At 61.0% G+C, this 23,471-nt stretch carries 23 protein-coding genes, 2 tRNA genes and 1 riboswitch; of the genes, 17 read left to right on the forward strand and 8 right to left on the reverse strand.

The window, feature by feature from the left end; translation table 11 throughout:
* Nucleotides 1-395: 395 nt before the first annotated feature.
* Nucleotides 396-1,706, forward strand: coding sequence for an IS1380 family transposase (locus tag U1A53_RS18590; protein ID WP_322283299.1), 1,311 nt, complete (start codon nt 396-398; stop codon nt 1,704-1,706).
* Nucleotides 1,707-1,785: 79 nt separating this feature from the next.
* A complete protein-coding gene (locus U1A53_RS18595; protein ID WP_322283301.1) occupies nt 1,786-2,265 on the forward strand; it encodes a deoxycytidylate deaminase in 480 nt (159 codons plus the stop codon).
* 10 nt (nt 2,266-2,275) lie between these two features.
* Here the strand turns inward: U1A53_RS18595 and U1A53_RS18600 are convergent, their stop codons facing one another.
* Nucleotides 2,276-3,397: a Gfo/Idh/MocA family oxidoreductase gene (locus U1A53_RS18600; protein WP_322283303.1), complete on the reverse strand. Its 1,122-nt coding sequence runs from the start codon at nt 3,395-3,397 to the stop codon at nt 2,276-2,278.
* Between the two features lie 33 nt (nt 3,398-3,430).
* On the reverse strand, nt 3,431-4,450 hold the full coding sequence (gmd, locus tag U1A53_RS18605; protein ID WP_322283305.1) for a GDP-mannose 4,6-dehydratase: 1,020 nt from the start codon (nt 4,448-4,450) through the stop codon (nt 3,431-3,433).
* A 130-nt stretch (nt 4,451-4,580) separates the two neighbouring features.
* Between gmd and U1A53_RS18610 the strand changes: the two genes are divergently transcribed.
* The 8 genes from U1A53_RS18610 (at nt 4,581) to U1A53_RS18645 (ending at nt 10,196) form a co-directional block, all read left to right on the forward strand.
* A complete protein-coding gene (locus U1A53_RS18610; protein ID WP_322283307.1) occupies nt 4,581-4,784 on the forward strand; it encodes a DNA-directed RNA polymerase subunit omega in 204 nt (67 codons plus the stop codon).
* Nucleotides 4,785-4,853: 69 nt separating this feature from the next.
* Nucleotides 4,854-5,315 carry an SsrA-binding protein SmpB gene (gene smpB / locus U1A53_RS18615; protein WP_322283310.1) on the forward strand — a complete coding sequence of 154 codons (462 nt, stop codon included), beginning with the start codon at nt 4,854-4,856 and terminating at the stop codon, nt 5,313-5,315.
* A 310-nt stretch (nt 5,316-5,625) separates the two neighbouring features.
* Complete coding sequence (locus U1A53_RS18620) at nt 5,626-5,919, forward strand: DUF2934 domain-containing protein (RefSeq protein WP_322283311.1); 294 nt, start codon at nt 5,626-5,628, stop codon at nt 5,917-5,919.
* Between the two features lie 40 nt (nt 5,920-5,959).
* The gene (locus U1A53_RS18625) at nt 5,960-6,181 is read left to right on the forward strand and encodes a DUF4404 family protein (protein WP_322283313.1); all 222 of its coding nucleotides are present in this window, start codon (nt 5,960-5,962) and stop codon (nt 6,179-6,181) included.
* Nucleotides 6,182-6,238: 57 nt separating this feature from the next.
* Nucleotides 6,239-6,679 carry a hypothetical protein gene (locus tag U1A53_RS18630; RefSeq protein WP_322283315.1) on the forward strand — a complete coding sequence of 147 codons (441 nt, stop codon included), beginning with the start codon at nt 6,239-6,241 and terminating at the stop codon, nt 6,677-6,679.
* Nucleotides 6,680-6,988: 309 nt separating this feature from the next.
* Nucleotides 6,989-7,225, forward strand: a riboswitch (cobalamin riboswitch).
* 55 nt (nt 7,226-7,280) lie between these two features.
* Nucleotides 7,281-9,170: a TonB-dependent receptor gene (locus tag U1A53_RS18635; protein WP_322283317.1), complete on the forward strand. Its 1,890-nt coding sequence runs from the start codon at nt 7,281-7,283 to the stop codon at nt 9,168-9,170.
* A 22-nt stretch (nt 9,171-9,192) separates the two neighbouring features.
* Entirely contained in the window at nt 9,193-9,969 is a 777-nt protein-coding gene (locus tag U1A53_RS18640; RefSeq protein ID WP_322283318.1) for an AraC family transcriptional regulator, read from the forward strand.
* Between the two features lie 161 nt (nt 9,970-10,130).
* Nucleotides 10,131-10,196, forward strand: a tRNA-Val gene (locus U1A53_RS18645).
* On the opposite strand, the gene U1A53_RS18650 is transcribed toward U1A53_RS18645, so the two are convergent.
* The 6 genes from U1A53_RS18650 to U1A53_RS18675 form a co-directional block, all read right to left on the reverse strand.
* Nucleotides 10,197-13,091, reverse strand: coding sequence for a transglutaminaseTgpA domain-containing protein (locus U1A53_RS18650; RefSeq protein ID WP_322283320.1), 2,895 nt, complete (start codon nt 13,089-13,091; stop codon nt 10,197-10,199).
* Nucleotides 13,092-13,107: 16 nt separating this feature from the next.
* The gene (locus U1A53_RS18655; RefSeq protein ID WP_322283323.1) at nt 13,108-14,037 is read right to left on the reverse strand and encodes an AAA family ATPase; all 930 of its coding nucleotides are present in this window, start codon (nt 14,035-14,037) and stop codon (nt 13,108-13,110) included.
* 96 nt (nt 14,038-14,133) lie between these two features.
* Entirely contained in the window at nt 14,134-14,379 is a 246-nt protein-coding gene (locus U1A53_RS18660; RefSeq protein WP_322283327.1) for a hypothetical protein, read from the reverse strand.
* Nucleotides 14,376-15,113 (reverse strand): hypothetical protein, encoded by a 738-nt coding sequence (locus U1A53_RS18665; RefSeq protein ID WP_322283329.1) that lies wholly within the window; start codon nt 15,111-15,113, stop codon nt 14,376-14,378. The genes U1A53_RS18660 and U1A53_RS18665 overlap by 4 nt, the downstream gene beginning before the upstream one ends.
* A gap of 16 nt (nt 15,114-15,129) precedes the next feature.
* Nucleotides 15,130-15,534: a biopolymer transporter ExbD gene (locus U1A53_RS18670; protein WP_322283331.1), complete on the reverse strand. Its 405-nt coding sequence runs from the start codon at nt 15,532-15,534 to the stop codon at nt 15,130-15,132.
* A 73-nt stretch (nt 15,535-15,607) separates the two neighbouring features.
* Nucleotides 15,608-16,297: a MotA/TolQ/ExbB proton channel family protein gene (locus tag U1A53_RS18675; protein ID WP_322283332.1), complete on the reverse strand. Its 690-nt coding sequence runs from the start codon at nt 16,295-16,297 to the stop codon at nt 15,608-15,610.
* Between the two features lie 331 nt (nt 16,298-16,628).
* On the opposite strand from U1A53_RS18675, the gene U1A53_RS18680 reads away from it, so the two are divergent.
* The 7 genes from U1A53_RS18680 to U1A53_RS18710 all read left to right on the forward strand — a co-directional run bounded on the left by U1A53_RS18680 (nt 16,629) and on the right by U1A53_RS18710 (nt 23,448).
* A complete protein-coding gene (locus tag U1A53_RS18680; protein WP_322283333.1) occupies nt 16,629-17,537 on the forward strand; it encodes an N-acetylglucosamine-6-phosphate deacetylase in 909 nt (302 codons plus the stop codon).
* 59 nt (nt 17,538-17,596) lie between these two features.
* A complete protein-coding gene (locus U1A53_RS18685; protein ID WP_322283335.1) occupies nt 17,597-18,076 on the forward strand; it encodes a hypothetical protein in 480 nt (159 codons plus the stop codon).
* A gap of 138 nt (nt 18,077-18,214) precedes the next feature.
* On the forward strand, nt 18,215-19,765 hold the full coding sequence (locus U1A53_RS18690; protein WP_322283337.1) for a lipase maturation factor family protein: 1,551 nt from the start codon (nt 18,215-18,217) through the stop codon (nt 19,763-19,765).
* Between the two features lie 100 nt (nt 19,766-19,865).
* Nucleotides 19,866-19,942, forward strand: a tRNA-Pro gene (locus U1A53_RS18695).
* A 52-nt stretch (nt 19,943-19,994) separates the two neighbouring features.
* Nucleotides 19,995-20,489, forward strand: coding sequence for a hypothetical protein (locus U1A53_RS18700; protein WP_322283338.1), 495 nt, complete (start codon nt 19,995-19,997; stop codon nt 20,487-20,489).
* 55 nt (nt 20,490-20,544) lie between these two features.
* Complete coding sequence (locus tag U1A53_RS18705; protein WP_322283340.1) at nt 20,545-21,297, forward strand: PH domain-containing protein; 753 nt, start codon at nt 20,545-20,547, stop codon at nt 21,295-21,297.
* Nucleotides 21,298-21,303: 6 nt separating this feature from the next.
* On the forward strand, nt 21,304-23,448 hold the full coding sequence (locus U1A53_RS18710) for a sensor histidine kinase (RefSeq protein WP_322283342.1): 2,145 nt from the start codon (nt 21,304-21,306) through the stop codon (nt 23,446-23,448).
* The last annotated feature ends 23 nt before the right edge of the window (nt 23,449-23,471 follow it).

Consider the following 23,471-nt stretch of genomic DNA (forward strand, 5'->3'; position numbering starts at 1 on the left):
CTTCATTATCAAATGTCTGGATGCTTCCCCTTGGCATTATTCGGCACATGACGTGTGAGGCGGGCATTTTTTGGAGCCGCGGTCTGCCTTGACGTTCCGCGAATCCAAAATTGAACTCCAACTGGATTTCACGTGTAGATGCACTTTCCCAAGACCTGCGCGGGGTATCTGTTACCGGAAGTGCCACCAAACTGCGCAGTCTACCAAGAATCTTTACAAGACAGGTCTTTCTATAATTATAGGAGCTCATGAGGTTTAAGTAAGTTCAGACTAAATGTAGTGTTCATTAGATCATGTTCAAACGATTTTAAACCCGGAACATGCAATAGAAGACGTGCAAAGAGGCGGAGCGCTTGTCAGACCAAGGGATTGACGAGTATGCAATGATCACCGTGATGGTGAACCTGCCCATTGAATACTCTGACAAGCCGGTGACGCCCTTTGGCGGCATGGCGCTGATGAAGCGTTTTGTCGACCAGACCGGCATCCTCGAGCATCTGGCCACCCTGGATCTGCCTCAAGGTGGATCCAACCGTGCCTATGATCCGGTGCAGATCATCGAAAGCTTTTGGCTCGGGATCTGGACGGGAGCCAGCCGTTACATCCACTGCGACTGGTTGCGCCAGGATCAAACGTTGGCGGCCATTTTTGGCTATGAGAGCCTGCCGAGCCAAAGCACTTACAGCCGGTTCTTCGGCAAGTTCTCCCAGGCGCGCAACACGACGGTGTTCCCGGCCTTGCAGCGGTGGTTCTTCGCGCAGATCAACGTGGGCGCGGTGACGGTGGATTTCGACAGCACGGTCATCACGCGCGATGGCAATCAGGAAGGCTCGGCCAAGGGCTACAACCCCAACCGCAAAGGGCGCAACTCGCACCATCCGCTCATGGCCTTCATCAGCCAGACACGCATGGTGGCCAATGCGTGGCTGCGCCCGGGCAACACGGCGGCGTGCTCCAACTGCGTGGAGTTCATGCGCGAGACCTTCGATGAGGCGATGGCAGGCATGAAGGTGGGCCTGGTGCGTGGCGACAGCGGCTTTTACACCGACGAAATCTTGAGAGCGCTGGAAGAGCGCGGCATCAACTACATCATCGCCGCCCGAGCCTACTCCAACCTCAAGCACGAGGTCCACGGCATGAAAGACTGGGTGGAGGTCTGCCCAGGCATCGCGGTCAAAGAGTGGCGGCATCAGCCCGCCGATCCGAAGGCTAGAGCGCGTCGGCACATCGTGGTGCGCAAGGAAATGAGTCGCCGTCCGCAGGCCGGGGGCAAGCTGCTCTTTGATGACCTGCCCGACTACCGCTTCAGCCTGTATGTGACCAATCTCGACCTGCCGCTCGATCAGGTCTGGAACATTTACAACTCGCGAGCCGACTGCGAGAATCGGATCAAGGAGCTAAAGCAGGACTTCGGCCTCGACGCCTTCTGTCTGCAAGACTTTTGGGCCACGGAGGCCTCGTTCCGCTTCATCATGGTGGCCTACAATCTGATGAGCCTGTTCCGGCACTTTGGGCTCAACAGTCACAACCAAGCCACCTTGGCGACGCTGAGATCCTATTGCTTTGCAATAGGCGGCTGGGTCAGCCAGCACGCTCGCAAACGGGTGCTCAAGCTCTCACTGCCCCGCAAAAAGCGTCCCTGGATGGACGCCATCTTCCGCCAAATCGAAGCCCGTCCACCTCCATTCGTTTACTCCATTGCATAATCCGGGTTAAAACCAAACTAGCACTAAAAACATATTTCAGCTTTCTTGATGCTGCTCCCCTCGGAAATCATGTGCTCTCATGACCTCTGAAATTCTCTCCTCCACCACACGACTTACCATTCCCCAATATGCCATGGCTTTGGCTTATGTGGCCAGCCTGCGTTCCGAGGATCCCTTTCGGAAAGTCGGGGCTGTTGCCATCGACTTTGACAACAGGGTGATCGGGACGGCCTACAACGGCCTGGCACCCGGTTATAATGCCGATCCTGATTTCTGGGTTGACCGTGATGCACGGCGTAAATACATGCTTCATGCCGAGGTGAATTTGTGCAGTCTTTTCACGCGAGGAAACGTCAAGCTCGTCGCCTGCACCACCAAGCCCTGCACGAGTTGCATGCAGATGCTGTGTGCCTACGGCGTGAAGGAGGTTTATTTCCGGGATGATTATCCGGAATCCGAGGCAGATGCGATTGCCGCCCGCTATAGCATCCCCCTGATCCAGCTTATCGATTACCCGCACATCATCTCGACAAGCGAAGCTTCAAATCGAAATAGCTGAGCAGTGGGGCTCATAGAGTTTTCACGATACTTTGGCGGTGCGACTCCAGCGCAGCAGCGAAAATTTCCTGGGTCGCCACCGCCTCCTCGACCGTAGCGCAGCCAAATCGGCTTCCCAGCAGCCCCGCTCTCTCCATCAAGTAAGCCGCCCACATCTGCTGGATCACATCGGGAAATCCGGGTTCAAAAATCCCCCCGGTGACCGTCTTGAACGGCATGCCGAAACCGAGATCCGTCTTCTTCCAGAACTGCTCTTTGCCGTTCTCAAACACCCACAACGTCTTCGGCTCCTTCGTGCTGTATCGCACCCCTCCATCCGTGCCGAGAACTTCGATGAACCAAGTGTTCGTCTCGCCCGGAGCCATGCGTTTCATCTCCAGACGCAGCGGCACCTCATGGCCCGCGATCTCCGTCCAGCAATGCAGCAAGGCGTTGTCCCAAGTGTCGCAATCCGCCATGCCCCCCTTGCCGTCCGGCCGTTGGGGATGGCCCTTCTGAAGTTGTGCAAACAGACGCCGCGGCTTCCAGCCCAGGCGCAAAGGAATGTGGCAGGCGTGCATGCCCAAGTCTCCCAACACGCCTATCTCGCCACACATCGCCGACTTGCGTTTCCAGTTCGCCGGCTTCGTCGCATCCAGATCGCTGCTGTGATGAAAGCCCGACACCACTTCCAGCACGCGCCCCAGCTTTCCACCCGTGGCCGCCTGCATCACGCGCTGCGCCGCCGGCAGGAAGGGAAACTCCGAGCTGCAGCGCACGAAGCGTCCCGAAGACTTCGCCGCTGCCGCGATGCGTCTCGCTGAGGCCAGATCAATCCCGAACGGCTTCTCCGCGAACAAGTCCTTCCCCGCCGCCAGCACATCGCAGTAGAGCTTCTCATGCAAATGGTGCGGCACCGCCACATAGACCACGTCCACCGCCGGATTCGCCAGCAGTTCCTGATAGTCCCCCGTGATCTGCGTGCAGGAAGGAATCCGGCGGAACCAGTTCCGCACGTCCTCCACCAGGTCGGCCACCGCCACCAGCTCCGGCTGCACCTCCACATCCATCAGCGCGCACCAGCGTGCGAAGGCGCTCGCCATTTCACGGCCCATCAGGCCGCCTCCAATGATACCGACTCCGATCTTCTTCATAAGGTCCCTTTCAAACGCCTGCCAGTCATCCGATCACTCAGCCGTCGTGTTCTTCACCGCCAGCTCATGCTTCGCCATCTTGAGATCGGCGGCCACCATGATCTGCACCAGTTCCTTGAACTTCACCTTCGGCTCCCAGCCCAGCTTCTTCCGCGCCTTCGCCGGATCACCGATGAGCAGGTCCACCTCCGCCGGGCGCTCGTAGCGCGCGTCGTACTTCACGTGCTTCTCCCAGTCCAGGCCGAGCGCGCCAAACGTCTCCTGCACAAACTCCTTCACGCTGTGCGTCTCGTTCGTCGCGATCACGTAATCGTCCGGCTCGTCCTGCTGGAGCATCATCCACATCATCTCCACATAATCCTTCGCGTAGCCCCAGTCGCGCTTCGCGTCCATGTTCCCCAGGAACAGCTTGTCCTGCAGGCCCACTTTGATGCGCGTCGCCGCACGCGTGATCTTGCGTGTCACGAAGGTCTCCCCGCGTCGCGGACTCTCGTGGTTGAAAAGAATCCCGCTGCTCGCATGCAGCCCGTAGCTCTCGCGATAGTTCACCGTCAGCCAGTGACCGTAAACTTTCGCGCAGGCATACGGCGAACGCGGCCAGAACGGCGTCGTCTCCACCTGCGGCACCTCCTGCACCTTGCCAAACATCTCCGACGACGACGCCTGATAGAAGCGCACCTTCCCCACCAGCCCCGTCTCGCGGATCGCCTCCAGGATGCGCTGCGTCCCCAGGCCCACGATGTCACCGGTGCTCTCCGGCACGTCAAATGACACCCGCACATGGCTCTGTGCGCCCAAATTATACACCTCGTCCGGCTTCAACTCATAGAGCAGCTTCACCAACGCCACCGAATCCATCAGATCCCCATAGTGCAGATGCAGTTGGTTCGCCGGCAGGTGCGATTCCGGGCTGAACAGGTGCTCCAGCCGCCCGGTGTTGAATGACGACGCCCGGCGGATGATCCCATGCACCTCATAGCCCTTCGCGAGCAGCAATTCCGTGAGATACGAGCCGTCCTGTCCTGTGATGCCGGTGATGAGCGCTTTCTTCATGAGTCAAAATCGAGCGCCGATGAGACAGTACCACCCCCGTTTCCGCAAGGGGAAATGCAGGAACATAACAGTTGCACCACAGCGCTCCACCTCTATCCTCCGCCCCCCAATCCCAGCCCCACTTTCCCTCATGAGAGCTGACCTCGTCGAACAAGCCGCGCAAATCGTCAAAGATCCCCCCATCCTGATCAACATGGTCTCCAAGCGAGTCCGTCAGATCGCCTTGGGCCGTGCTCCCCTCGTCGAGCGCCGTCCGGGTCTCCGTGAAGCCGACCTCGCCCTCCTCGAAATCATCCAGGGCAAGATCACCGTCGCCAACATCGACAACGTCTAGGCCAACCCCTGCCCCTCCCGGCAGCGCCGCCAGCCCGTGTCAGCACCAGCGGTTCACCGCGTGCGACCTATGTCCGAGATCGCCACGAACCGCAAAGCCGCGCGCGACTACCACATCCTCGAAAAATACGAGGCCGGCATCGAGCTCCGTGGCACCGAGGTCAAATCCATCCGCCTCGGCAAACTCAACATCTCCGACGCCTTCGCCCGCGTCGAGCGCGGCCAGGTCTGGCTCTACGGCTGCGACATCCAGACCTACGACAAGGCCAGCCACGAGACCCACGAGCCACGCCGCTCCCGCCGTCTCCTGCTGCACAAAAACGAAATCATGAAACTGCTCGCCCAGACGCAGCAGAAGGGCCTCGCCCTCCCCGTTTTGCGCGCCTACTGGAAAGGCCATCGCATCAAGTTCGAGATCGGCGTCGGCAAAGGCAAAAGCCATGGCGACCAGCGCCAGGATCTCAAAGAAAAGGCCGAAAACCGCGAAGCCGCCCGCGTCGTCGCCAGTTTCAACGACAAGAACCGGCGCTGAACCATCCGCGTCCCGTCATCCTCTCCGTTCACTGTGGTTGACGATGGATAACGGACATTGATTTCTCTCGCCCACCAGTGGTCAACAGTCACCGGTAACCAGCGGTCAGTCAAAACCGTCTTCACCGCTCACCGTTTGATTCACTCCCGCCAGTCGTCTCGGCTCTCCCTTCTCTGCTTGCCGCTTTCGTTCTCCTCTCGCCGCAGTCCAGAGCCGAGCAAATCCGGACGGGGTGTACACCCCATGGCTCACGCCGGATTCCTGCGTCATTCTCCTCTGTCGCGCCCTCCGGTGCCTCGACTCTCACTCCATGAAAAAGCCAACCCTTCCCGTGCCCCCGCCACCGTTTGAGCCCATCCATGCCCGTGCCTACCACCTGTGGCAGCAGGCCAACCGCCCCACCGGACAGGACGTGGACTTCTGGCTCCAGGCCGAGCAGCAGGTCAAGACGCAGCCTCAGGCCAGTAAAACTGCGTCCATCAAGAAACCCCGCAGTGCCAAGGCCACCCCAACGGCCGCGAAAGCCAATCCGCAGGCCGCCCTCACCTTCAAATCGGCCACGAAATCAGGCCTCAAGCGCTCTACCAAGCCACCCACCCGTTAAAACACGGGCCGCTCGCAGGCGGCCACCCCAGCAGCAACCCATGAACCCCGAACTCCTTCAGCACCTCCGAACCCGGCTCGAAAGCGATGTCGATCTCCCGCCCTCAGCCAGGGCACGCCTGCTCGCCCTCGTCACACAGGCAGAGCCGGAGAACACGTCCACCACTTGGCCTGCGGCCCTGGCGGAACTCGAAGCCGCGCATCCCGAGGTCACCGCCTTCCTCAACCGCACCGCCGTCGTGCTCGGCAACATGGGCCTCTGAAACAGCAGGAGCGAGCCCTGTTCTCGTCATTCGTCATCGGCTCCCCCCCTCTCTGCCATGAATACCCTCAGCACTCTCCCGTCACGCTCCAAGCCCGGCCTCATCCGTAGCCTCCCCATGCTCGCACTCGCGCTGCTGGCGTACAATGTCGCCCTGCAGATGGGGCACGACTTTCGGCTCCCGCCTGCACAGCCTCTATGGCAGGCAACGCTCATTTCCGGCGCGCAATGGTCCGCCGGCTGGAATGAAGTCATGATCGCCAGCGGACTCGCCCTGCTCTTCATCGAAATACTGAAGTCCACCCGCACCACCCAGCACTCCACCCTGGAGCATCTCCTCTCCATGCTGGTGTTCATCATCTTCATCGTCGAGTTCCTCGTCGTAGCCGGGGCTGGCACTAACGTCTTCCTTCTCCTCGGCCTCATGTCGCTCATCGATGTCATGGGCGGCTACGCCATTTCCATCGCCGTGGCGCGCAAGGACCTGAACATCACCTAGCACAGCCTCGTCCCCATCCTTGTTGCCCCGGATGACCGTGGTTGACGGTCGCTGGCCATCATGGATTTTCCATCTCCGTCTTCTCCGAGGCCAGTGTGCAGACCTGCACCGTGCATCTCATCCGCCACAGTCTGAACTGCTGCTCGTTGAGGCTGTATCTGGTCTTGGGCGACATTCGCACCCAGTCGAAGGCACCCCGCTGAACCGGAACACAAACTTTCGGACACACCCCGAACAACGACACGTGGGATACGTGCGCTCCGTATTTCCATTTGCCCCTCACCCATGTGACGTTTATGAGGCGCTCATGGCGGGAAGCATCCATGCGGTGCCTCCCGTTTTCTTTCCGTTCGCAGATGCAGGGAAGGCCGTGAGAACCGGCCACAGTGGCGCTGCGGTATCGGGTTACAGACCTCCATTCGTGCTCAAACGCACGGAGCAAAGCCAATCGGGAGCAATCCTTGGTGAAGGCGGAGGCGAGGAGCGGCGGTCATACGCTGCATAAACCCGGAGTCCGAACATCTCGCTGCGAACATGTCATCCGACCCGCCAAGTGGCGGTGCGCGGATGATTTCATCGAACCAATGAAAACCCAATACCCATGTTCATCCACATCCCTCGTGGCCGCAGCCTCACGCTCACGGCCCTCTTATTCGGCTTCATCTTCAAACTGAGCGCCGAAACGCCCAAAAAAGCCGGCGTCATGCCGGAACGCGTCATCACCGCGACGAAAACCGAAACCGAATCCTGGCGCACCGCCAGCAGCGTCACGGTCATCGACCGCAAAAAGATCGACGAGCAGCAGCTCAAAATGCTGCCTGATGCACTGAGGCAGGTTCCAGGCCTGGTCATTGCCGACCGAGGCACTCCCGGTTCCACCAACGGCATCTTCCTGCGCGGGGCCAACAGCGACCAGACGCTCGTCGTCATCGACGGGCGCCCCGTGCCCGCGAACCTCGCCGGCCTCTACAACATCGAAACGATGGCGCTCGACAATGTCGAACGCATCGAAGTGCTGCGCGGCCCTGCTGCCAGTCTTTATGGCGGCAAAACACTCGGTGGTGTGATCAACATCATCACCCGCAGTGGTCGTGGTCTGAAGAAACCTGAAACCACGCTCTCATGGGAAGGCGGCAGCTACGGTTTCTCACGCGAGAGTCTCGGGACACGTGGCTCCGCAGGCATCTATGACTGGAGTCTGGAACTCAGCCGCACGGACACGCAGGGTTACCGCGTGAACAGCCAGATGCAGTTGAACAACAGCGCCGCCAAGTTCGGTGCCCAGCTCGCCGACACGCTGCGCTTCGACCTCGACCTGCGTTATTACAATGCGGATGTCGGCGATCCCTTCGCAAGCACGGGTTTCGGAGCCAACGATCCTGACAACCATGTGCTCACCGAGTTCTGGAGCCTCTCTCCGCGTTTGGTCTGGGAAACCACCGACCGCTGGACGCAGTCGCTGACCTATCAGTTCGGCAATTTCCGGCAGGCGGCCACGGGCTACAACTTCGGCGGCGGCAACAACCGCATCACCTCACGCAGTCACTTCTGGGAATACCAGAGCGTGTTCAAAGCCACCGACCAATGGACGATCACCGCCGGCTCATGGCTTCAGGATCTTGGCTACTCGCGCTACAACAACGATGCTCCCGGCATCTTCAATCCCGGCGGCAACTCCTATGACGTGGATCAGGCGGAGACCAACTGGGCCGTCTTCCTGCAATCACAGGCGGAGATCCTGCCCGGTTGGAACGTGCTCGGCGGCATCCGCCACGACAGCTACTCCGACTTCGGCAATGCCACCACCTGGCGCGCAGGCACGAGCTGGCGCATGCCCTGGACACAAACCGTGCTGCATGCCAATTACGGCACCGCCTTTGCCCCTGCGAGTCCGCAGAACCGTGAGGCGGCGCTGTTCGGCAATCCCGCCTTCAACAATCCCGAGCGGAGCACGGGATTTGAATTTGGCATCGAGCAGCCGTTTGCGAACAACCAAGCCACGGTGAGCCTCACCTACTTCCGCAACGACATCCGCAACCTCATCGTGTTCGACCCCGCCCTGTTCCTGCTTCAGCAGATCAATCAGGCGCGCACGCGGGGCTTGGAAGCCGCGTTCAACTGGCAGCCCTGTGATAGCTTCGGTTTCAACGCGCAATACACTTACCTCGACGCCGACGACATCACCGCCGGCACACGCCTCGTGCGCAGGCCGCGCCACACGCTTTCCGGCGAGGTGTGGGTCAAGCCCGTGCCCAAGTTCCGCCTCGGCCTGGGTGCACTCTACATCATCGACCGCGAAGACGGCTTCGGTCCCGCTCAGGCCGATGTCGAGGACTACCTGCGCCTGCGTTTGACGGCCAGCTACGAAGTCTGCAAGAACCTCGAAATCTTCGGCCGCGTGGAGAACCTCCTGGGAGAGCGCTACTCCGAAGTGCTAGGCTTCCCCTCCATGCGTACCGGCGCTTACGCGGGATTCCGGCTGCGTTTTTGACGGCGCATGCTAAATCAAGCGCGTGAGCAGCCGTTCATCACGCCTTGAGTCCCCATCCGCACTGCGCGAGCGTTTCATCCGCCGTGTCAGTGCGGACACTCCATTCTACCGGTTGTTCGATCACCTGCCCGACCTCGCCTTCTTCGCGAAAGACAGCGAGTTCCGTTTCATGTGTGCCAGCCACCGTTTCATGGACCGCTTCGGCATCGCCGAAGAATCCGGCATCGTCGGCAAAAACGACTTCGATCTCTTTCCCGCACGCCTCGCGGAGAATTTCCGCCGCGATGACGAGGAGGTGCTGACCACTGGCAAGCCCAAGCTCAACATCGTCGAGCTGTTCTTCACTGATCAGGGCATCCCGGACTGGTTTGTGACGAACAAGCTGCCACTCATGGATGAAAAAGGCCGCGTCATCGGCATCATGGGCACCGTGCAGAGCTTTGAGGGCAAGAAGCAGGTGCTGCAGCCTTATTTGCAAATCGACCGCGCTCTCGCCTACATCCGCGAGCATTTCCGCACCGGCGTTTCCATCACTGAACTCGCGCAGATCGTGCATCTCTCGCCACGCCAGTTGCACCGCAAGTTCGTCGAGACCTTCGGCGCCAGCCCGCAGGCCTTCATCATGAAACTGCGCATCCAGGCCGCGTGTGAGGCGCTGCAACAGGAGCGCGCGCAGATCGCCGACGTGGCCCGCGACCTTGGTTTCTGCGATCAAAGCGCCTTCACCCACCACTTTCATCGCCACATGGGCCTCACGCCGTTCCAGTATCTGCGGCAGTTCCGGCTGAGGAGAGCGTAGAGCAAAAGAGCCTGAGACTGGACATTGTACGTTGTTTTCATCGGTCTTTGAGACCGCCTGACTTACCACGATCTCTTGGCCCTTTGCCCTTGGCTCTCCGCTGATTTTTCCGGTTGCCCACGCCGCCAAGTCCGCGTAAAGACTGCGCCCCGGAAAATTCCGCGCGATTAGCTCAGTGGTAGAGCATTGCCTTCACACGGCAGGGTTCGAACCTGCGTCGCGCACCATCAAATTCTGCGAGGCTTGAAGCCTGAAAGCCGTTTTTTGAACTCGTCCAGGCGCTCACGTTGAGGACCATAACGACCGGCGGCATACATCTCGGCCAGCGGCGTGATGGTTCCGGCAAGATCCGGGCGCAGCGCTGAAACACGCTCGGCATAAGCGAACGGACCTTCATTCACCAGACGCGGACGCACACCTGCCTTGGCGAGTTTCCGGCACACGCGCTGCCAGGCGCGCATCCATGGATCGGCATGACGCGCCGGTCGTCGAAGCCACCAAGCGACAAGCACACCGACCGTGAAAACAACGGCAGCGCTGATGAGAAGCAGTAACGCCCTGCTTTGACGCAACCCGAAACGCTCCAACACGCCACGCTGAGCCTCCTGGTTGTAATCGATCACCTGATTTTGCCAGGCGTAGCTGACGCTGTCCCACAGCAGGCGGAAGCGCTGCGCGGTGCGCCCCCACAGGCTACGGCGCTGGCGTTCCGCCTCCTCGGCCCCGCCAGCGAGAAAGGAGCGCAAGTCGATGTTCACGCGATCCGGGGCAAGCGCGGCAGTGGGATCAATGCGCAACCAGCCATAGCGCTCCAGCCACACTTCGGTCCACGCATGTACATCGCTCTGCTTCACGATGAGGTAGCCGCCGTTGTGATCGGAAAATTCACCCCCGAGATAGCCGACCACGAGCCGCGATGGAACACCCGCCATGCGCATGAGCGTGGCAAAGCTGGCGCTGAAGTGTTCACAGAATCCAGTGCGGCCGTTCAGGAAGAATTCCTCAAGCCCGCCCGGCCCCGCATACTCGCCCGGCTCCAGTGTGTAGGTGAAGCCCTGTGTGCGCAGGTAATTCAGCGCAAGCTGGACGACCTGCTCGTCATTTTGCGCCACGGATTCCCAGTAGTCGGTGAGCTGTTTGAGACGCGGTGAAACATTTTCAGGCAGTTGCAGCGCGGCTTCGCGGTGATGGTCCGGCAGATCACGCGGAGGAGGCTGTTCGAGACGTGAAAAGACTTCGATGCGCTCCGAACTACGCACCGGCCCGGGAGAGACGAGGGTTTGATCGAACTCAGGAGACAACCGCATGCCGCGCATCGTGGCGCTGAGCGGCAGATCGAGCGCTGGCAGCCACGTCCTGCCATGCGCCTCCAGGTCGATGATCTGGCGCACGTCATTGGCGCTTTTTTTTGCCGACAGCATCGGCATGTAGCCGAGGCGCTCGCCACGCGTCCAACGCAGGCCGTCGCAGTCCCACAGCGTAAGGCAGCGCCAGTAGAGATTTCCATTCTGCGGTGGTTCGCCATCGGGAAACCGCACGCGGAAGGCCACGTCCGTGCTCAAGGCCACTCTGGCGATGCTGCCGGGATCGAGTGTGTTGTCGATTCCGGTCTCACCAAACCGGCTGCGGCCCAGCGCGGCTCCCAGGTCGAGCAAACCGCGTGGAAACACAAAAAACAGCATCAGCGCGAGCGGCAATGCCTGCGCGAACAGCGTGGCGGTGACCCGCACCGGTTCGCGTGCTCCGGGTGAACTGCGGCGGAAACGCACCATGCACGCGGCGATGAGCAGCAGCACCGCCATCGCCCACACGGAGCGGGAGAGATGGTTTTCCAAAAGGATGGCGCAAAAGGCCAGAAACCAGCCGATGAGCGCAAGCACCTGAAACTCGCGCGGCGCGCGGCTTTCCAACATCTTTGCGCCAGCCAGCACGAGAAGCAGCGCAATGCCAGGCTCCATGCCTTGCAACTCGCCATACTCGAAATAAACCGCCGTGATCCCTGCGGCGATGACTCCAGCACGCACCAGTACATGCGGCACGGCCCTGCGCAGCACGCCGCGCCAGATCAAGCACAACGCGCACACCACCAGTCCGGAGGTGGCGATGTAGCCGCGCAACGGCAAGAGCGCCAGCAGCAACGCGAGGCTCAGGAACAACAGAGGACGCGCCGGAAGATGCGAGGATTGCTCGAAACGGATCTCGCTAACACCCTTCCCTGCTTTCAACTCACTTGAAACCGCCGTCCCGGCATCGGCGGTCGCTTGCGTGGCCAGCACGTCGAGACAGCGCCGCAGGTGCGCAGAGCCAAGACCGGCACGGAGGGTGAGACCGGGCATTCGCAGCTCATAGGGCCTGCCGTCGCCCTCGCAGATTTCCATCCAGCGGGCGATTTGAGAAGCGCGGGCGGCATTGTCCAACGCCAACGCATTCCAATCGAGCACGACGACGCCATGAACCGCCGAACTCCATGATTTGACCATCAGCGGACCACCGCGAGCCATCGCACGCCAGTCGATGTGACGCGGTGAATCACCCGCGCGCCATTCGCGCAAGCCAGCAAAGTCATCACCGCCGCTGGTCTGCGCTCTTGCCGTGGAAACGACGACCGCATCTCCCTGCCGCGAAGAATCCGCCGCCGGCAGAGGCAGGTCACCCGCAGGTTTGGGATGAACACGCCGCACCCACGCTGTTTCCACCACGCTTTCCGCCGTGAACAGTCCCATTGGATAAACGCTGCGCACCAAAAGGCGCAAGGCACCGCCACCATGCTGCACCGGAGGCGGAAGATCGACCAGCACCGCGCCCCCTGAAGGTACGCGCTCGACAAACATCGAGGCCCCCGCCCCGATGACGAGCACTTCAAGTCCGCAGGGCGCGACAGCCCCGGTGGCTCGCAGTTCCACCGGAATGCGAATCGTTTCATCCTGCGCCGCAGGCTTGGCACCGACGAGACGAACGCTCAATCCGCGCAGATTCGCCCGCGCGTGCAGCCAGGAGAGCGCGCCCATCGTGGCCGTGAGCAGCGCGATCAGATGCGCGGCACCGTTCGACTGCGCCTCCGCCGCATACCACATGCCCGCCACGATGGCCAGCAGCGCCAGCGTGTGTCGGTTCCAGCGCACGCGCACTTTCATCGCATCACGGCACAGGTGTTTCGGCGATCAACTGCCGCGCCAGTTCGGGACCGCTCATGCCATCGGCGACATGCTCCAGACGATGACCCATGACGGCGAAACCAACGGCTTGAATGTCCTCCGGCAGCACCATCGCACGCCCGCTGAGCAGGGCCCATGCACGCGCCGCTGCCAGCACCGCCAGCCCGGCACGCGGTGACAGTCCTCGCCCATGCACGCGGCTGACTGCCAGCAGATCCTGCAAATAATCGAGCAAGGCAGGCGCTGCGTACACTGCGCGCGTCCAGGTCTGCAACTGCTGCAATTCAAGCAGCGACATCGCTGGCTGCATCACGCGCAGCAACTCGCGCCGTTCCTGACCTTCCAGCAGCCGGCGTTCGGCGGTGCGGTCCGGCACACCGAGCGCCAGCCGCATCAAGAAGCGGTCCAACTGCGACTCCGGCAGCATGAAGGTGCCGACTTGCGTGGAGGGATTCTGCGTGGCGATGACAAAGAACGGCTCTGGCAGCGCATGCGTGGCACCATCGGCAGTCACCCTGCCCTCCTCCATCGCTTCCAGCAGTGCGGACTGTGTTTTGGGCGTGGCGCGGTTGATTTCATCCGCCAGCAAGACCTGCGTGAAGACCGGGCCGCGGTGAAAATGAAACGCGGCCGTGTCGCGATCATAAATCGACGCGCCGAGGATGTCGGCAGGCAGCAGATCGCTGGTGAACTGCACGCGGCGGAAGCCGAGGCCCAGCGCCTGCGCGAGCGCCTGCGAAAGCATCGTCTTTCCCACGCCGGGCTGATCCTCCAGCAGCAGATGCCCGCGTGCCAGCAGGCACGTCACCGCGAGGCGCACCACGTCCTCCTTGCCCAGGATGATCTGCGACACGCGCTGGATGATCGTTTCGATCTGCTGGGAGGCTTGCTGGGCGGTGGTGGCGGGCAGCATGGCGTCAGCGGAGGTATGGGATGCGCGGGAAGACATTGAGATGCGCCAATGTCGCCGATTTGCGGATGCAAATGCAAGCCTGATCCACGCGGCAGCTTAAATCTGCTGCAGCTTGTTGCGCTCGTTCGGCGTCCGGCACACCGGGCAGATGGTGACGGCGATCTTGCGTTTTGGCTCGCAAGCATAGGCCGTGCCGCAGATGCGGCACTGGATGGCGATGCGGCGGCGATACACCTCGCGTTTTCGATCACGCCAGAAACTGTGGAACCACAAGGCGCACACCACCGTCACACCGACGGCCATGAACAGTATGATCAACCCACCGAGCGGAATCGGAATCATGGAGCGGCAGCCACCTCCCAGCGGAAGGAGATTTCACCCCACTCGACACGCCGCACCTCGGAAGGTGCAAACCGCAGCGCGCTGACGGCGGCGTGGAGCTGCTTCATGAGCTCGGCATCTTCAGCACTGCCCAGCGGCAATGCGGTGACGATCTGCCCGGCGGAGCCGATGGCGACGCGGAACTGCACACGCGTCGGCTGCGTGAGATTGATGCCGGCCAGTTCCACGCTCGCGGGGCCGCGTTTCGCCAGCACCGGACTCATGATGGCACGCAATGTCGCCGCAGGCGATGCGGTGACAGGTGCGCTGGCACGGCGCGGCACCGGCGGCAGAACATCCGACGCGGCGGTGAACAACCGCGGCTGCTGCGTCACCGCAGTGGTGGGTGCCGGTTCGCGCAGCTTGATTTGATGGCCTTCAAACGAGGGACTAAACGCCAGCAGCGGATTGTCCAGCGGCAGGGCATTGTCCGTGTCACTCAACAACGCAAAGCTGCGGTCCTGCGCCCGGTGGATCAACGCCAGCGCCGCCGGATCACGCGGATCAAGCGAGATCACATGCTGCGGCGTGGTGGGCAAGCGCTGCGTCACGGGATGCACGATGCGAAAGACAAAAAAGAACCCCGCTATCCCGCCCATCAGCAGCAGCAGCGCCGCCACCAGGTGCCACGTGGAGTGATCACGCACACCCCAGGCGAAGATCAGCGGTTCGTGTGGATGCGATTTCGTGGACATCTTGAACAGCGGCGTGTCAGGATTTCGGCGGCACGGTGGAATAGGCAACCTCGTAGCCGAGTTCGAGCGCGATGTTGCCGATCTCGATCACGCGGCCATGGGGCGCCTGCTTGTCAGCGTGAATGATGGCGCGGCGTTCGCCTTCCCGGTTGGCCTTGAGTTTTTCACGCAGTTCCGCCGTGGTCGCGCGCGCTCCGTCAAAGAAGAGCGCGTTCTCCATTCCAGCGGGCACCGTGATGATGTGTGCGCGGTCAAAGCCGGTCAGCCGCGAATTCGAGTGCGGATGATCCACCTTGATGCCGGACTGCACCACAAAGTCGCTGGTGAAAAGGAAATACACCAGCAGCAGCAGAATCGTGTTCAGCAATGGCACCGTGTACAGCCAGGGACTTTGCTTGGGCAGGTGGCTCTCGAGCTTCATGGTCGATATGGCGAAAAGCGCACTGTCGGCAGGCGGTGAATGGTTGGGCCGGCCAGAACTGCGCTGCGAAAAATCATCCCTTCAGTCCACGCGTACGCGTTTTCGTCGCCAGAGGTGCCGCTTCCGCCTGGCGGAACTCCACGATGTTGTCGGTGCTGTTCGCGTCTTCGATCAGATTCACGATCTCAATGCCTGCGCGCTCCAGGTCATGCATCAAAGAGCGGGCACGGGCGCTGAGGAAAGCAAAAGACAGGTAGGCCGGAATCGCCACCACGAGGCCGAGGGCCGAGGTGATCAGGCTCTGATACACCCCGCGTGCCACATCCGCGTGCGTCGCGACGCCATTGGCGGAGGACAGGCTGGTAAAACTGTCCAGCAGGCCGATCACAGTGCCCAGCAGGCCGATGAGCGGGGCTGCATGCGCGATGGCGTTCAGGATGCCGAGGAAACGCTCCAGACGCGGCACTTCAAGCTGCCCCGCCTCCTGCACGATTTCTTTGAGCTGCTCACGCGGCGCATGGTGCCGCAGCAGCGCCGCATGGATCACCCGCCCTGCCGGCACCCGCGTCGCCACACACTCCTGCAGCGCCTCGGCGAAGTTTTTGCGGCGAATCAGACTCGCCAGTCCGGCCAGAAACTCACCGATGTTCATGCTCGCCCGATGAAAGTAGGCCAGCCGCTCAATGAAGATCGCTCCGGCGAAGCACAAGCACCCGATCAGGAGCCAGACCAGCGGTCCGCCTTTGGAGATAAGATCAATCATGGGCCGGGAGTCAGAAAGTGGGTGAAAATGTCAGGCGCGCCGCGTCAGATCGGGAGACGCAGGGTGCAAAGCATGTTTTATGCCGATCAGGACGGCTTGTAAACACTGGAAATAAAGGGGAAAGCGGGACGGAGGTCAAGAGGGCAGGAGCGGGTCAAGGAAGGGTCAAGCCTCGTCAAGGGGGTCAAGACGGGGGCTACACACCCCAATCCACCCCCTTGACCCTTCCTTGACCTCTTGACCACCCCTTGACCTCCGACGTGACATTCATACCAAAACCCATCACCGCCGGGCCTTGCTTCCTCCCGGCAAAACCGCTCCAATGGCCCGCATGAAACCCTTCGATCTCCAGGTCAATGGCTACGCTGGCACCGACTTCAACGGCGACGCCCTCACCGCCGAAGCCCTCCACCACGCCTGCGAGTGCCTCCTTGAAGACGGCTGCGACAACATCCTCGCCACCTTCATCACCGATGAAATCCCCACTCTGGAGCATCGCATCGGCAAACTCGTCGAATTGCGCGAAAAAGACGAACTCGCCCGCCGCATCATCACCGGCATCCACATCGAGGGGCCGTTCATCAACCCCATCAAAGGCTACGTCGGCGCCCATCCGTCCCACGCCGTGAAACCGGCCAACATCGACGACGCCAAACGCCTGCTCGCCGCCGCCGGGGGCCTCGCCAAGCTCGTCACCCTCGCCCCCGAGCACGATGAGGGCAGCAAAACCACTGCCTTCCTCGCCGCACAGGGCGTCACCGTCGCCGCCGGCCACTGCGATCCCTCGCTTGATCAGCTCAACGCCGCCTGCGATGCCGGTTTGAGCATGTTCACCCATCTCGGCAACGGCTGCCCCGTGCAGATGCACCGCCACGACAACATCATCCAGCGCGCCCTCAGCCTGCACGACCGCCTCTGGCTCTGCTTCATCCCCGACGGTGTCCACGTGCCCTTCTTCGTGCTGAAAAACTGGCTGCGTGGCATCGGCCTCGACCGCACCATCTTCGTCACCGATTGCATCTCCGCCGCCCGCCTCGGCCCCGGCCGCTACACCCTCGCCGGCTGGGACATCCTCATCGGCGACGACCTCGTCGCCCGCTCCCCCGATGCCACCCACTTCGTCGGCAGCACCGTCACCGTCCCGCGCATCAAAGCGAACGCGTATGAGCAGCTTGGAATGAGCGAGGAGGAGTTGAAGCGGGTGATTGATGTGAATCCAAGGAAGGCGATTCACTGTTGAAACAGAGCTAGATTTCACCACTCAGCGACAGCAGGTTCTGAATATTCGATTCCTCCGCAATGAATGCATTCCATACCAAAAACAAACCTGAAGCGATGCTGTTGCTTTCATGCTTATTTTTCCTTACCATAGCAATTGGCCAGGAGTCCAAGAGCAATTATCAACTGATGGTGGGGCATTTGTTCGACGAATCATCGGTCTGCCACGTGAAGGGACTGTATGTCCATGAAGACGGGGGGCACAAAATCGACTTTAGAGCGGAGAAAAAAGAAGATTTGAAATTGTTGCGCACATTCTTTCTTAATAACAAACCAGAATTTCTGGGGTTGTGGGAGCCCGGGAAAATGCCGCTTTCGATGTATTCATCCCAACTAACTTTTACCTGGATGAAAAAGAACGGTAAAAAGATAGGGCATGCCGAATTAATTAATGGAGACACGCTTATCATTAACGACAAGCACATCTATAAACTGGATGATGAAACGCTGTTGGTATGTGCATCGTCGTTGGCCCTTCCCAAGCTTTTCGGCAGAAAATAGAAAATGGAACTTGGGAAACGGCCTCGCCCTGCATGATTTTATTTCCAAGGCCCTCACACACCTGCACCACCGTAACAAAGCAAAAGACATTTTGGCTTCACTGGCTGCAAATTGTTCTGTAGAAGTCGATTGGACGCCATGAACCCGTTCTCCTGGCTCGAATCCCATCGCGGACGCTACACCGTCGTCCGCTGGCTGTTTCCGCGTTTGCTCGCAGCGATCTATCTCATCGCCTTCGTCTCCTGGGGCCTGCAATATGACGGGCTGGTGGGCGAGAACGGCATCCTGCCCGCGAAGAACCTGCTCGAAAACGTCCACGCCTTCGAGGAGCGCGAGCACAAGACGCTGTTCTGGCAGTTCCCGGGCGTGTTCCACTGGCATTACAGCGATGCCTTCGCGCATGGCTGCCTGATCGCCTGCGGCATCCTTTGCGTGCTGGTGATGGCCGGGGTGGCGCAGGGACCGCTGCTGGCGCTGCTATGGTTCGGTTATCTCTCCTTCGCCACCACGGGCGACATCTTCATGGGCTACCAGTGGGATGCGCTGCTGCTGGAGGCCGGATTCCTCGCGCTGTTCGTCGCACCGTGGCGACGGTGGTCGTTTCGCGGCCTTACCGAGCCGCCGCGCGGCTCGATCTTCCTTCTCCACTGGCTTTTGTTCCGCCTGATGTTCCTCTCCGGCTACGTCAAGATCGGCGGCGGCGATCTGCCGTGGGAAAACATGACAGCGCTGCTCTACCACTACGAAACGCAGCCGCTGCCGAACGGTTGGTCGTGGCTCGCGCATCACTGGCCGCGCTGGTTCCACGTGGCAAGCTGCTGGATCATGTATGGCATCGAGCTTGTCCTGCCATTTGCCATCTTCGCCGGTCGCTGGGGCCGCTTGATCGCCGCGCTCGGCTTTGTCTTCCTCATGGTGATGATCTCGGTCACCGGGAACTACAATTTCTTCAACTGCCTCACCGTCGCCCTCGCCCTCACGCTGCTGGACGACCGCTGGTGGCCGAAATTCGTGCGACGCTGGCTGCGCATCGACGCCGAGGCCCCGCGCCCGTCCCTCCTGCGCTGGACGCAATGGCCCGCGTTCGTCGCAGTCACGCCCGTGGTGCTGTTCACCCTCCTCGCCGCCGAATCCTTCCTCGCAGCACGCATTCGCGGCTTCAAGCCCGTGCTTCCCACAGCCCTGCACGAAAAATTCGACGCCCCCATCGCCAGCACGCGCAGCTTCAACGCCTACGGCCTCTTTCAGGACATGACCGAGGAGCGCCCGGAGATCCTTCTGGAAGTCAGCGACGACGGCGCGCTCTTCCTGCCGCTCGATTTCAAATACAAGCCCGGCGATCCGAAGATCGCGCCCCGCTTCATCGCCCCGCACCAGCCCCGGCTCGACTGGCAGATGTGGTTTGCCGCGCTCTACCCCGGCTACGATCCGCAGCGCGATGCCAACCCAAACTCCCCCATGCACTGGTTCGGCCAGTTCCTCACCGCTCTGCTCCAGCACAAGCAGCCCGTGTGGGATCTGCTCGAACCACCGCCCTTCCCCGTCGAAAAAATCACCCACGTCCGCGCCCGGCTCTACCGCTACCACTTCACCCCGCCCGAAGCGCAAAAAGTTTCCGGCGAGTGGTGGGAACGCCAGCTTCTCGGCAACTTCAGCGGCACCGTGACGCTGAATGCCGCCCGCCGCTGAGACATTCGTCATTTTCCATCCGCCTTTCCCCTTGCTTCGATCTCAAACAGCGCCACTATCGCGGCCCCTCGCTCCTCATAGGAGTACGGGAAACACATTTCGGGGCGTAGCTCAGCCTGGTAGAGCGCTTGCTTTGGGAGCAAGAAGTCGTCAGTTCGAATCTGGCCGCCCCGACCATCTGAAAAACTTTCAGATTTCAGCTTTTCCTATTTCAGCTTTTCATACTGTCGTGTCCGCCCTTTACGCCGTCGCACTCAGCACCTTCAAGGAAATGGGCTGGCACTACCGCGAAGTCACTGGCCAGGAAGTGATCGAGTCCGATTTCGAGGCGCATCACGCGAAAATCCCGCTGCACATGCAGGTCTTCGGCGAGACGCACATAGCCAGCGTCGTGGCCCTCTCCTCGCTCCAGGTTCCTGCCTCGCACCGCCTTGCTGTGAGTGAACTCATCATGCGCACCAACAAGGAGCTGAACCTCGGCAACTTCGAACTCGAGTGGGACAGCGGCCAGGTGATGTTCCGCATCAGCAATGTCTTCCCGCCCAACCGGCACGACCAGCGCATCCTCGCCAGCATGGTTCACTCCGCTGTCGCCGAGACGGACCGTCTCACGCCCTACCTCGGCGAAATCGTCCGCACGCCCAAAGGCGAGCTGCTGCTGCTCAAGGTCGCCGATTTAATGAAACGCGAAGATTTGCTCCCGCCCGCGCCCGATGCAGAGTGATCGTGCGTGACACAGGCTGCCAGCCTGTGCTTCCATGCCGCCATCGCCTGTCATCATGCCCGCACGCTACACGCTTCAGAACCATCCGGCCTTTGGCGAACCGCTGTCGAAAGAGGATCTCTACACGCTCGTCGCGCGTGGCTCCCTTGCCCGTGGCGAGATGTGCGTTGATGAAGACACCGGCCTCACCCACACCGTGGGCGAAGTCGTCAGCGGCATGCGCCGTCCCAGCGCCAGCAGCGGCCAGTCGCGCCTCGACCGCCCCGCTTACCGCGAGATCAGCCCCGATGCCGATGGCTTTGAAGAGGAGGAAATCATCGAAGATGTGGAAGGCGAAGATGATGATTTCAACTACACGCCCAGCGGCGAGGTCATTCTGCATCACGCGCATCCTTCCTGGCTTGGTTACACCAAGGCCCTCTTTCTCGTCCTGCTGCTCCTCATCGCCGCCGGCCTGCTGTTTGCCATCCAGCTCGAATACGCTGTCATCGCCCTGCTGTGCTCTTCGTCCACGCTCATCGCCATCGGCATCGCCCGCTACTCGCACGACTACATCGTCACCCGCGAACGCGTGGAGCTGATCTGGGGCATCATCGGCCGCAGTTCCAAGGAAGCACGCATCTGCGACATCCGCAGCATCGACGTGTACGAGTCCGGTCTCAAAGGCCTCCTCGGCCTCGGCACCATCGACTTCTCCACCGCCGCCAACGCCGGCATCGAGGTGCAGTTCAAAGACATGCGCCAGGCCCACGAGGTGAAGGATCTCGTCCGCAAGCTGCAAAAAGGCGTCGATCCCACGGAAGACTGACTCACAATGACGAAGCCCGAATGGCGAATGACGAATGGATTCGGCTGGCGTCTCGCCAGCTTGATTTCGTCATTCATCATTGCTTCGCTTCGCTCCACCCTTTGGGGCAGCACACGCTTCGCGGTGCTGGCTGTCTCGCTTTGCTCGGCTCTGCATTCGTCATTCTCAGCTGAGCTGAGCCGCGCCATCGACATCCGCACATTGTCGTATGAGCGCAGTTTGGAAAAGCTGTCCGTCGAACTCACCGCCACCGTCGGCTTCGTCGAAAGCGGTGGCACCGTTTTTGTTCAAGACGACAGCGCAGGCACTCATCTGCACTTCAAACCTGCCCGCAATGACCTCCGCGTCGGTGATCGCGTGCGCGTGAAGGGCACCACGCTCGCCGGGCTCTACTTTCCAGGTGTCGATGTCACCGAACTCGAAATCCTGGGCCACGAATCGCCTCCTGCTGCCGTATCCGCGACCTACGACGACCTCGCCGCCGGCCGCTTCCACTATCAACGCGTCATGGCTGAAGGACTGGGCCGCACTTTGACGCCGCTCGATGAAAACCGCTCGCTTCTACGTCTCGCGATGGGCAGCCGCGTGATCGAAGTCCGCCTCGATTCACCACCCGAATCCGCGCCCTCAGTGGTCGATGCCCGCCTCCGCATCACCGCCCTCGCCGCCGGTGGCATCAATGACCGTCGCCAGCTCGTCTTCCCGTATCTGCGCGTCACCGATTGGAGCGATGTCGAAATCAATCAACCCACCACCGCGCCAGAATCGCTTCCCATCATCTCCGTCGCCACCCTGCTGCGCTTTGGAGCTGCCGACGAGCCGCACCATCGCGCCCGCATTCGCGGCACCGTGCTCGCCGCATTCAACGATGGCCGCGTTTTCCTGCGTGATTCGACGCCACCGCCGCCGCCACGCGAAAAACCGAAGGACGAACCTCCCAAGCCTCCGCAATCGCCCTCCATCGCGATTCGTCTCACCACACCGGTGAATCTAACGCCAGGTCATCTCGCCGAAATCACCGGCTTTCCCGTCATGACTGGCTTCAGCGCCTCCTTGGCTGATTCACTCGTGCTTTCCGCCGAACCCGCCGAATTGCCTGCTGCCTCGCTTGTTTCGCTCAAAGAGTTCCAAGACGGCTCCCATGATGCGGATCTCGTTCAGCTCACCGATCCGGCTGTTCTGAACGATTATTTCCGCACCAACGACGGTTACGAACTGCGCCTCACCTCCGGCAGCACCTCCATCCGCGCATTCCTGCTGCAAACATCCGCGCCATCGCTCGAAATCGGCTCCTCCTGCAAACTCACCGGCATCTGCCTCGTCGAATCCGCCACCACGGACAAAGGCTTCCGTTCCGAGCCCGACCGCGCCTCGCTGCTCCTGCGTTCCATTAACGACATCCAAGTGCTCAGCACCGCGCCATTTTGGGATGCCAAGCGCCTCGTCATCGCCATCACCATCCTCGGTGCCCTCGTTTCGCTCACGTTGTTCTGGATCACCCAGCAGCGCCGCCAGATCACACGCCTCGAACGCAAAATCGTCCAGCAGGCCACGCTTGAGGAACGCCAGCGCATCGCCCGCGAGTTCCATGACACGCTCGAACAAGAACTCACCGGTCTCTCCCTCCGTCTCGATGCAGCCACCACACGTCCGCTGGAGGACAAAGCCCGCACTCTGCTCGAAACAAGCCGCAGCCTCGTCTCCCGCATCCAAAGCGAGGCTCGCAACCTCGTCTCCGACCTGCGCGACACCGAGCATGCCACCACCCTCGCCGAAGCCCTCCAACTCCTCGCAGACCGCGCCCCTGATGGCGTCGCCATCACCCTCGACATCACTCCCATTCCTCCCATTCCATCCCCTGTGACCCATCACCTGCGGATGATTGCCCAGGAAGCCATCACCAACGCCCTCAAGCACGCCCAGGCCACCGCAATCACCCTCCATCTCTCCACCACTCCATCACTCCTCACCCTCCGCATCATCGATAATGGCTGCGGTTTCGCCGCTGAGGCCGAAACCCACGGCAAACCCGGCCACTTCGGTTGTATCGGCATCCGGGAGCGCTGCCGCAAGATCGGAGCCGAAGCTGAGTGGAAAAGCCAGCCCGGCCAAGGCACCAACATCACGATCACGCTCCCCTTGACCTCTTGACCGTTGACTCCTTGACCTTTCCC

The organism is Prosthecobacter sp., from assembly GCF_034366625.1.
Classification (GTDB): Bacteria; Verrucomicrobiota; Verrucomicrobiia; order Verrucomicrobiales; family Verrucomicrobiaceae; genus Prosthecobacter.

Coding starts and splice junctions, on each gene's coding strand:
- U1A53_RS18590 (WP_322283299.1), top strand. CDS start 396: ATGGTGAACCTGCCCATTGAATACTCTGACAAGCCGGTGACGCCCTTT.
- U1A53_RS18595 (WP_322283301.1), top strand. CDS start 1,786: ATGACCTCTGAAATTCTCTCCTCCACCACACGACTTACCATTCCCCAA.
- U1A53_RS18600 (WP_322283303.1), bottom strand. CDS start 3,397: ATGAAGAAGATCGGAGTCGGTATCATTGGAGGCGGCCTGATGGGCCGT.
- gmd (WP_322283305.1), bottom strand. CDS start 4,450: ATGAAGAAAGCGCTCATCACCGGCATCACAGGACAGGACGGCTCGTAT.
- U1A53_RS18610 (WP_322283307.1), top strand. CDS start 4,581: ATGAGAGCTGACCTCGTCGAACAAGCCGCGCAAATCGTCAAAGATCCC.
- smpB (WP_322283310.1), top strand. CDS start 4,854: ATGTCCGAGATCGCCACGAACCGCAAAGCCGCGCGCGACTACCACATC.
- U1A53_RS18620 (WP_322283311.1), top strand. CDS start 5,626: ATGAAAAAGCCAACCCTTCCCGTGCCCCCGCCACCGTTTGAGCCCATC.
- U1A53_RS18625 (WP_322283313.1), top strand. CDS start 5,960: ATGAACCCCGAACTCCTTCAGCACCTCCGAACCCGGCTCGAAAGCGAT.
- U1A53_RS18630 (WP_322283315.1), top strand. CDS start 6,239: ATGAATACCCTCAGCACTCTCCCGTCACGCTCCAAGCCCGGCCTCATC.
- U1A53_RS18635 (WP_322283317.1), top strand. CDS start 7,281: ATGTTCATCCACATCCCTCGTGGCCGCAGCCTCACGCTCACGGCCCTC.
- U1A53_RS18655 (WP_322283323.1), bottom strand. CDS start 14,037: ATGCTGCCCGCCACCACCGCCCAGCAAGCCTCCCAGCAGATCGAAACG.
- U1A53_RS18660 (WP_322283327.1), bottom strand. CDS start 14,379: ATGATTCCGATTCCGCTCGGTGGGTTGATCATACTGTTCATGGCCGTC.
- U1A53_RS18665 (WP_322283329.1), bottom strand. CDS start 15,113: ATGTCCACGAAATCGCATCCACACGAACCGCTGATCTTCGCCTGGGGT.
- U1A53_RS18670 (WP_322283331.1), bottom strand. CDS start 15,534: ATGAAGCTCGAGAGCCACCTGCCCAAGCAAAGTCCCTGGCTGTACACG.
- U1A53_RS18675 (WP_322283332.1), bottom strand. CDS start 16,297: ATGATTGATCTTATCTCCAAAGGCGGACCGCTGGTCTGGCTCCTGATC.
- U1A53_RS18680 (WP_322283333.1), top strand. CDS start 16,629: ATGAAACCCTTCGATCTCCAGGTCAATGGCTACGCTGGCACCGACTTC.
- U1A53_RS18685 (WP_322283335.1), top strand. CDS start 17,597: ATGAATGCATTCCATACCAAAAACAAACCTGAAGCGATGCTGTTGCTT.
- U1A53_RS18690 (WP_322283337.1), top strand. CDS start 18,215: ATGAACCCGTTCTCCTGGCTCGAATCCCATCGCGGACGCTACACCGTC.
- U1A53_RS18705 (WP_322283340.1), top strand. CDS start 20,545: ATGCCCGCACGCTACACGCTTCAGAACCATCCGGCCTTTGGCGAACCG.
- U1A53_RS18710 (WP_322283342.1), top strand. CDS start 21,304: ATGACGAAGCCCGAATGGCGAATGACGAATGGATTCGGCTGGCGTCTC.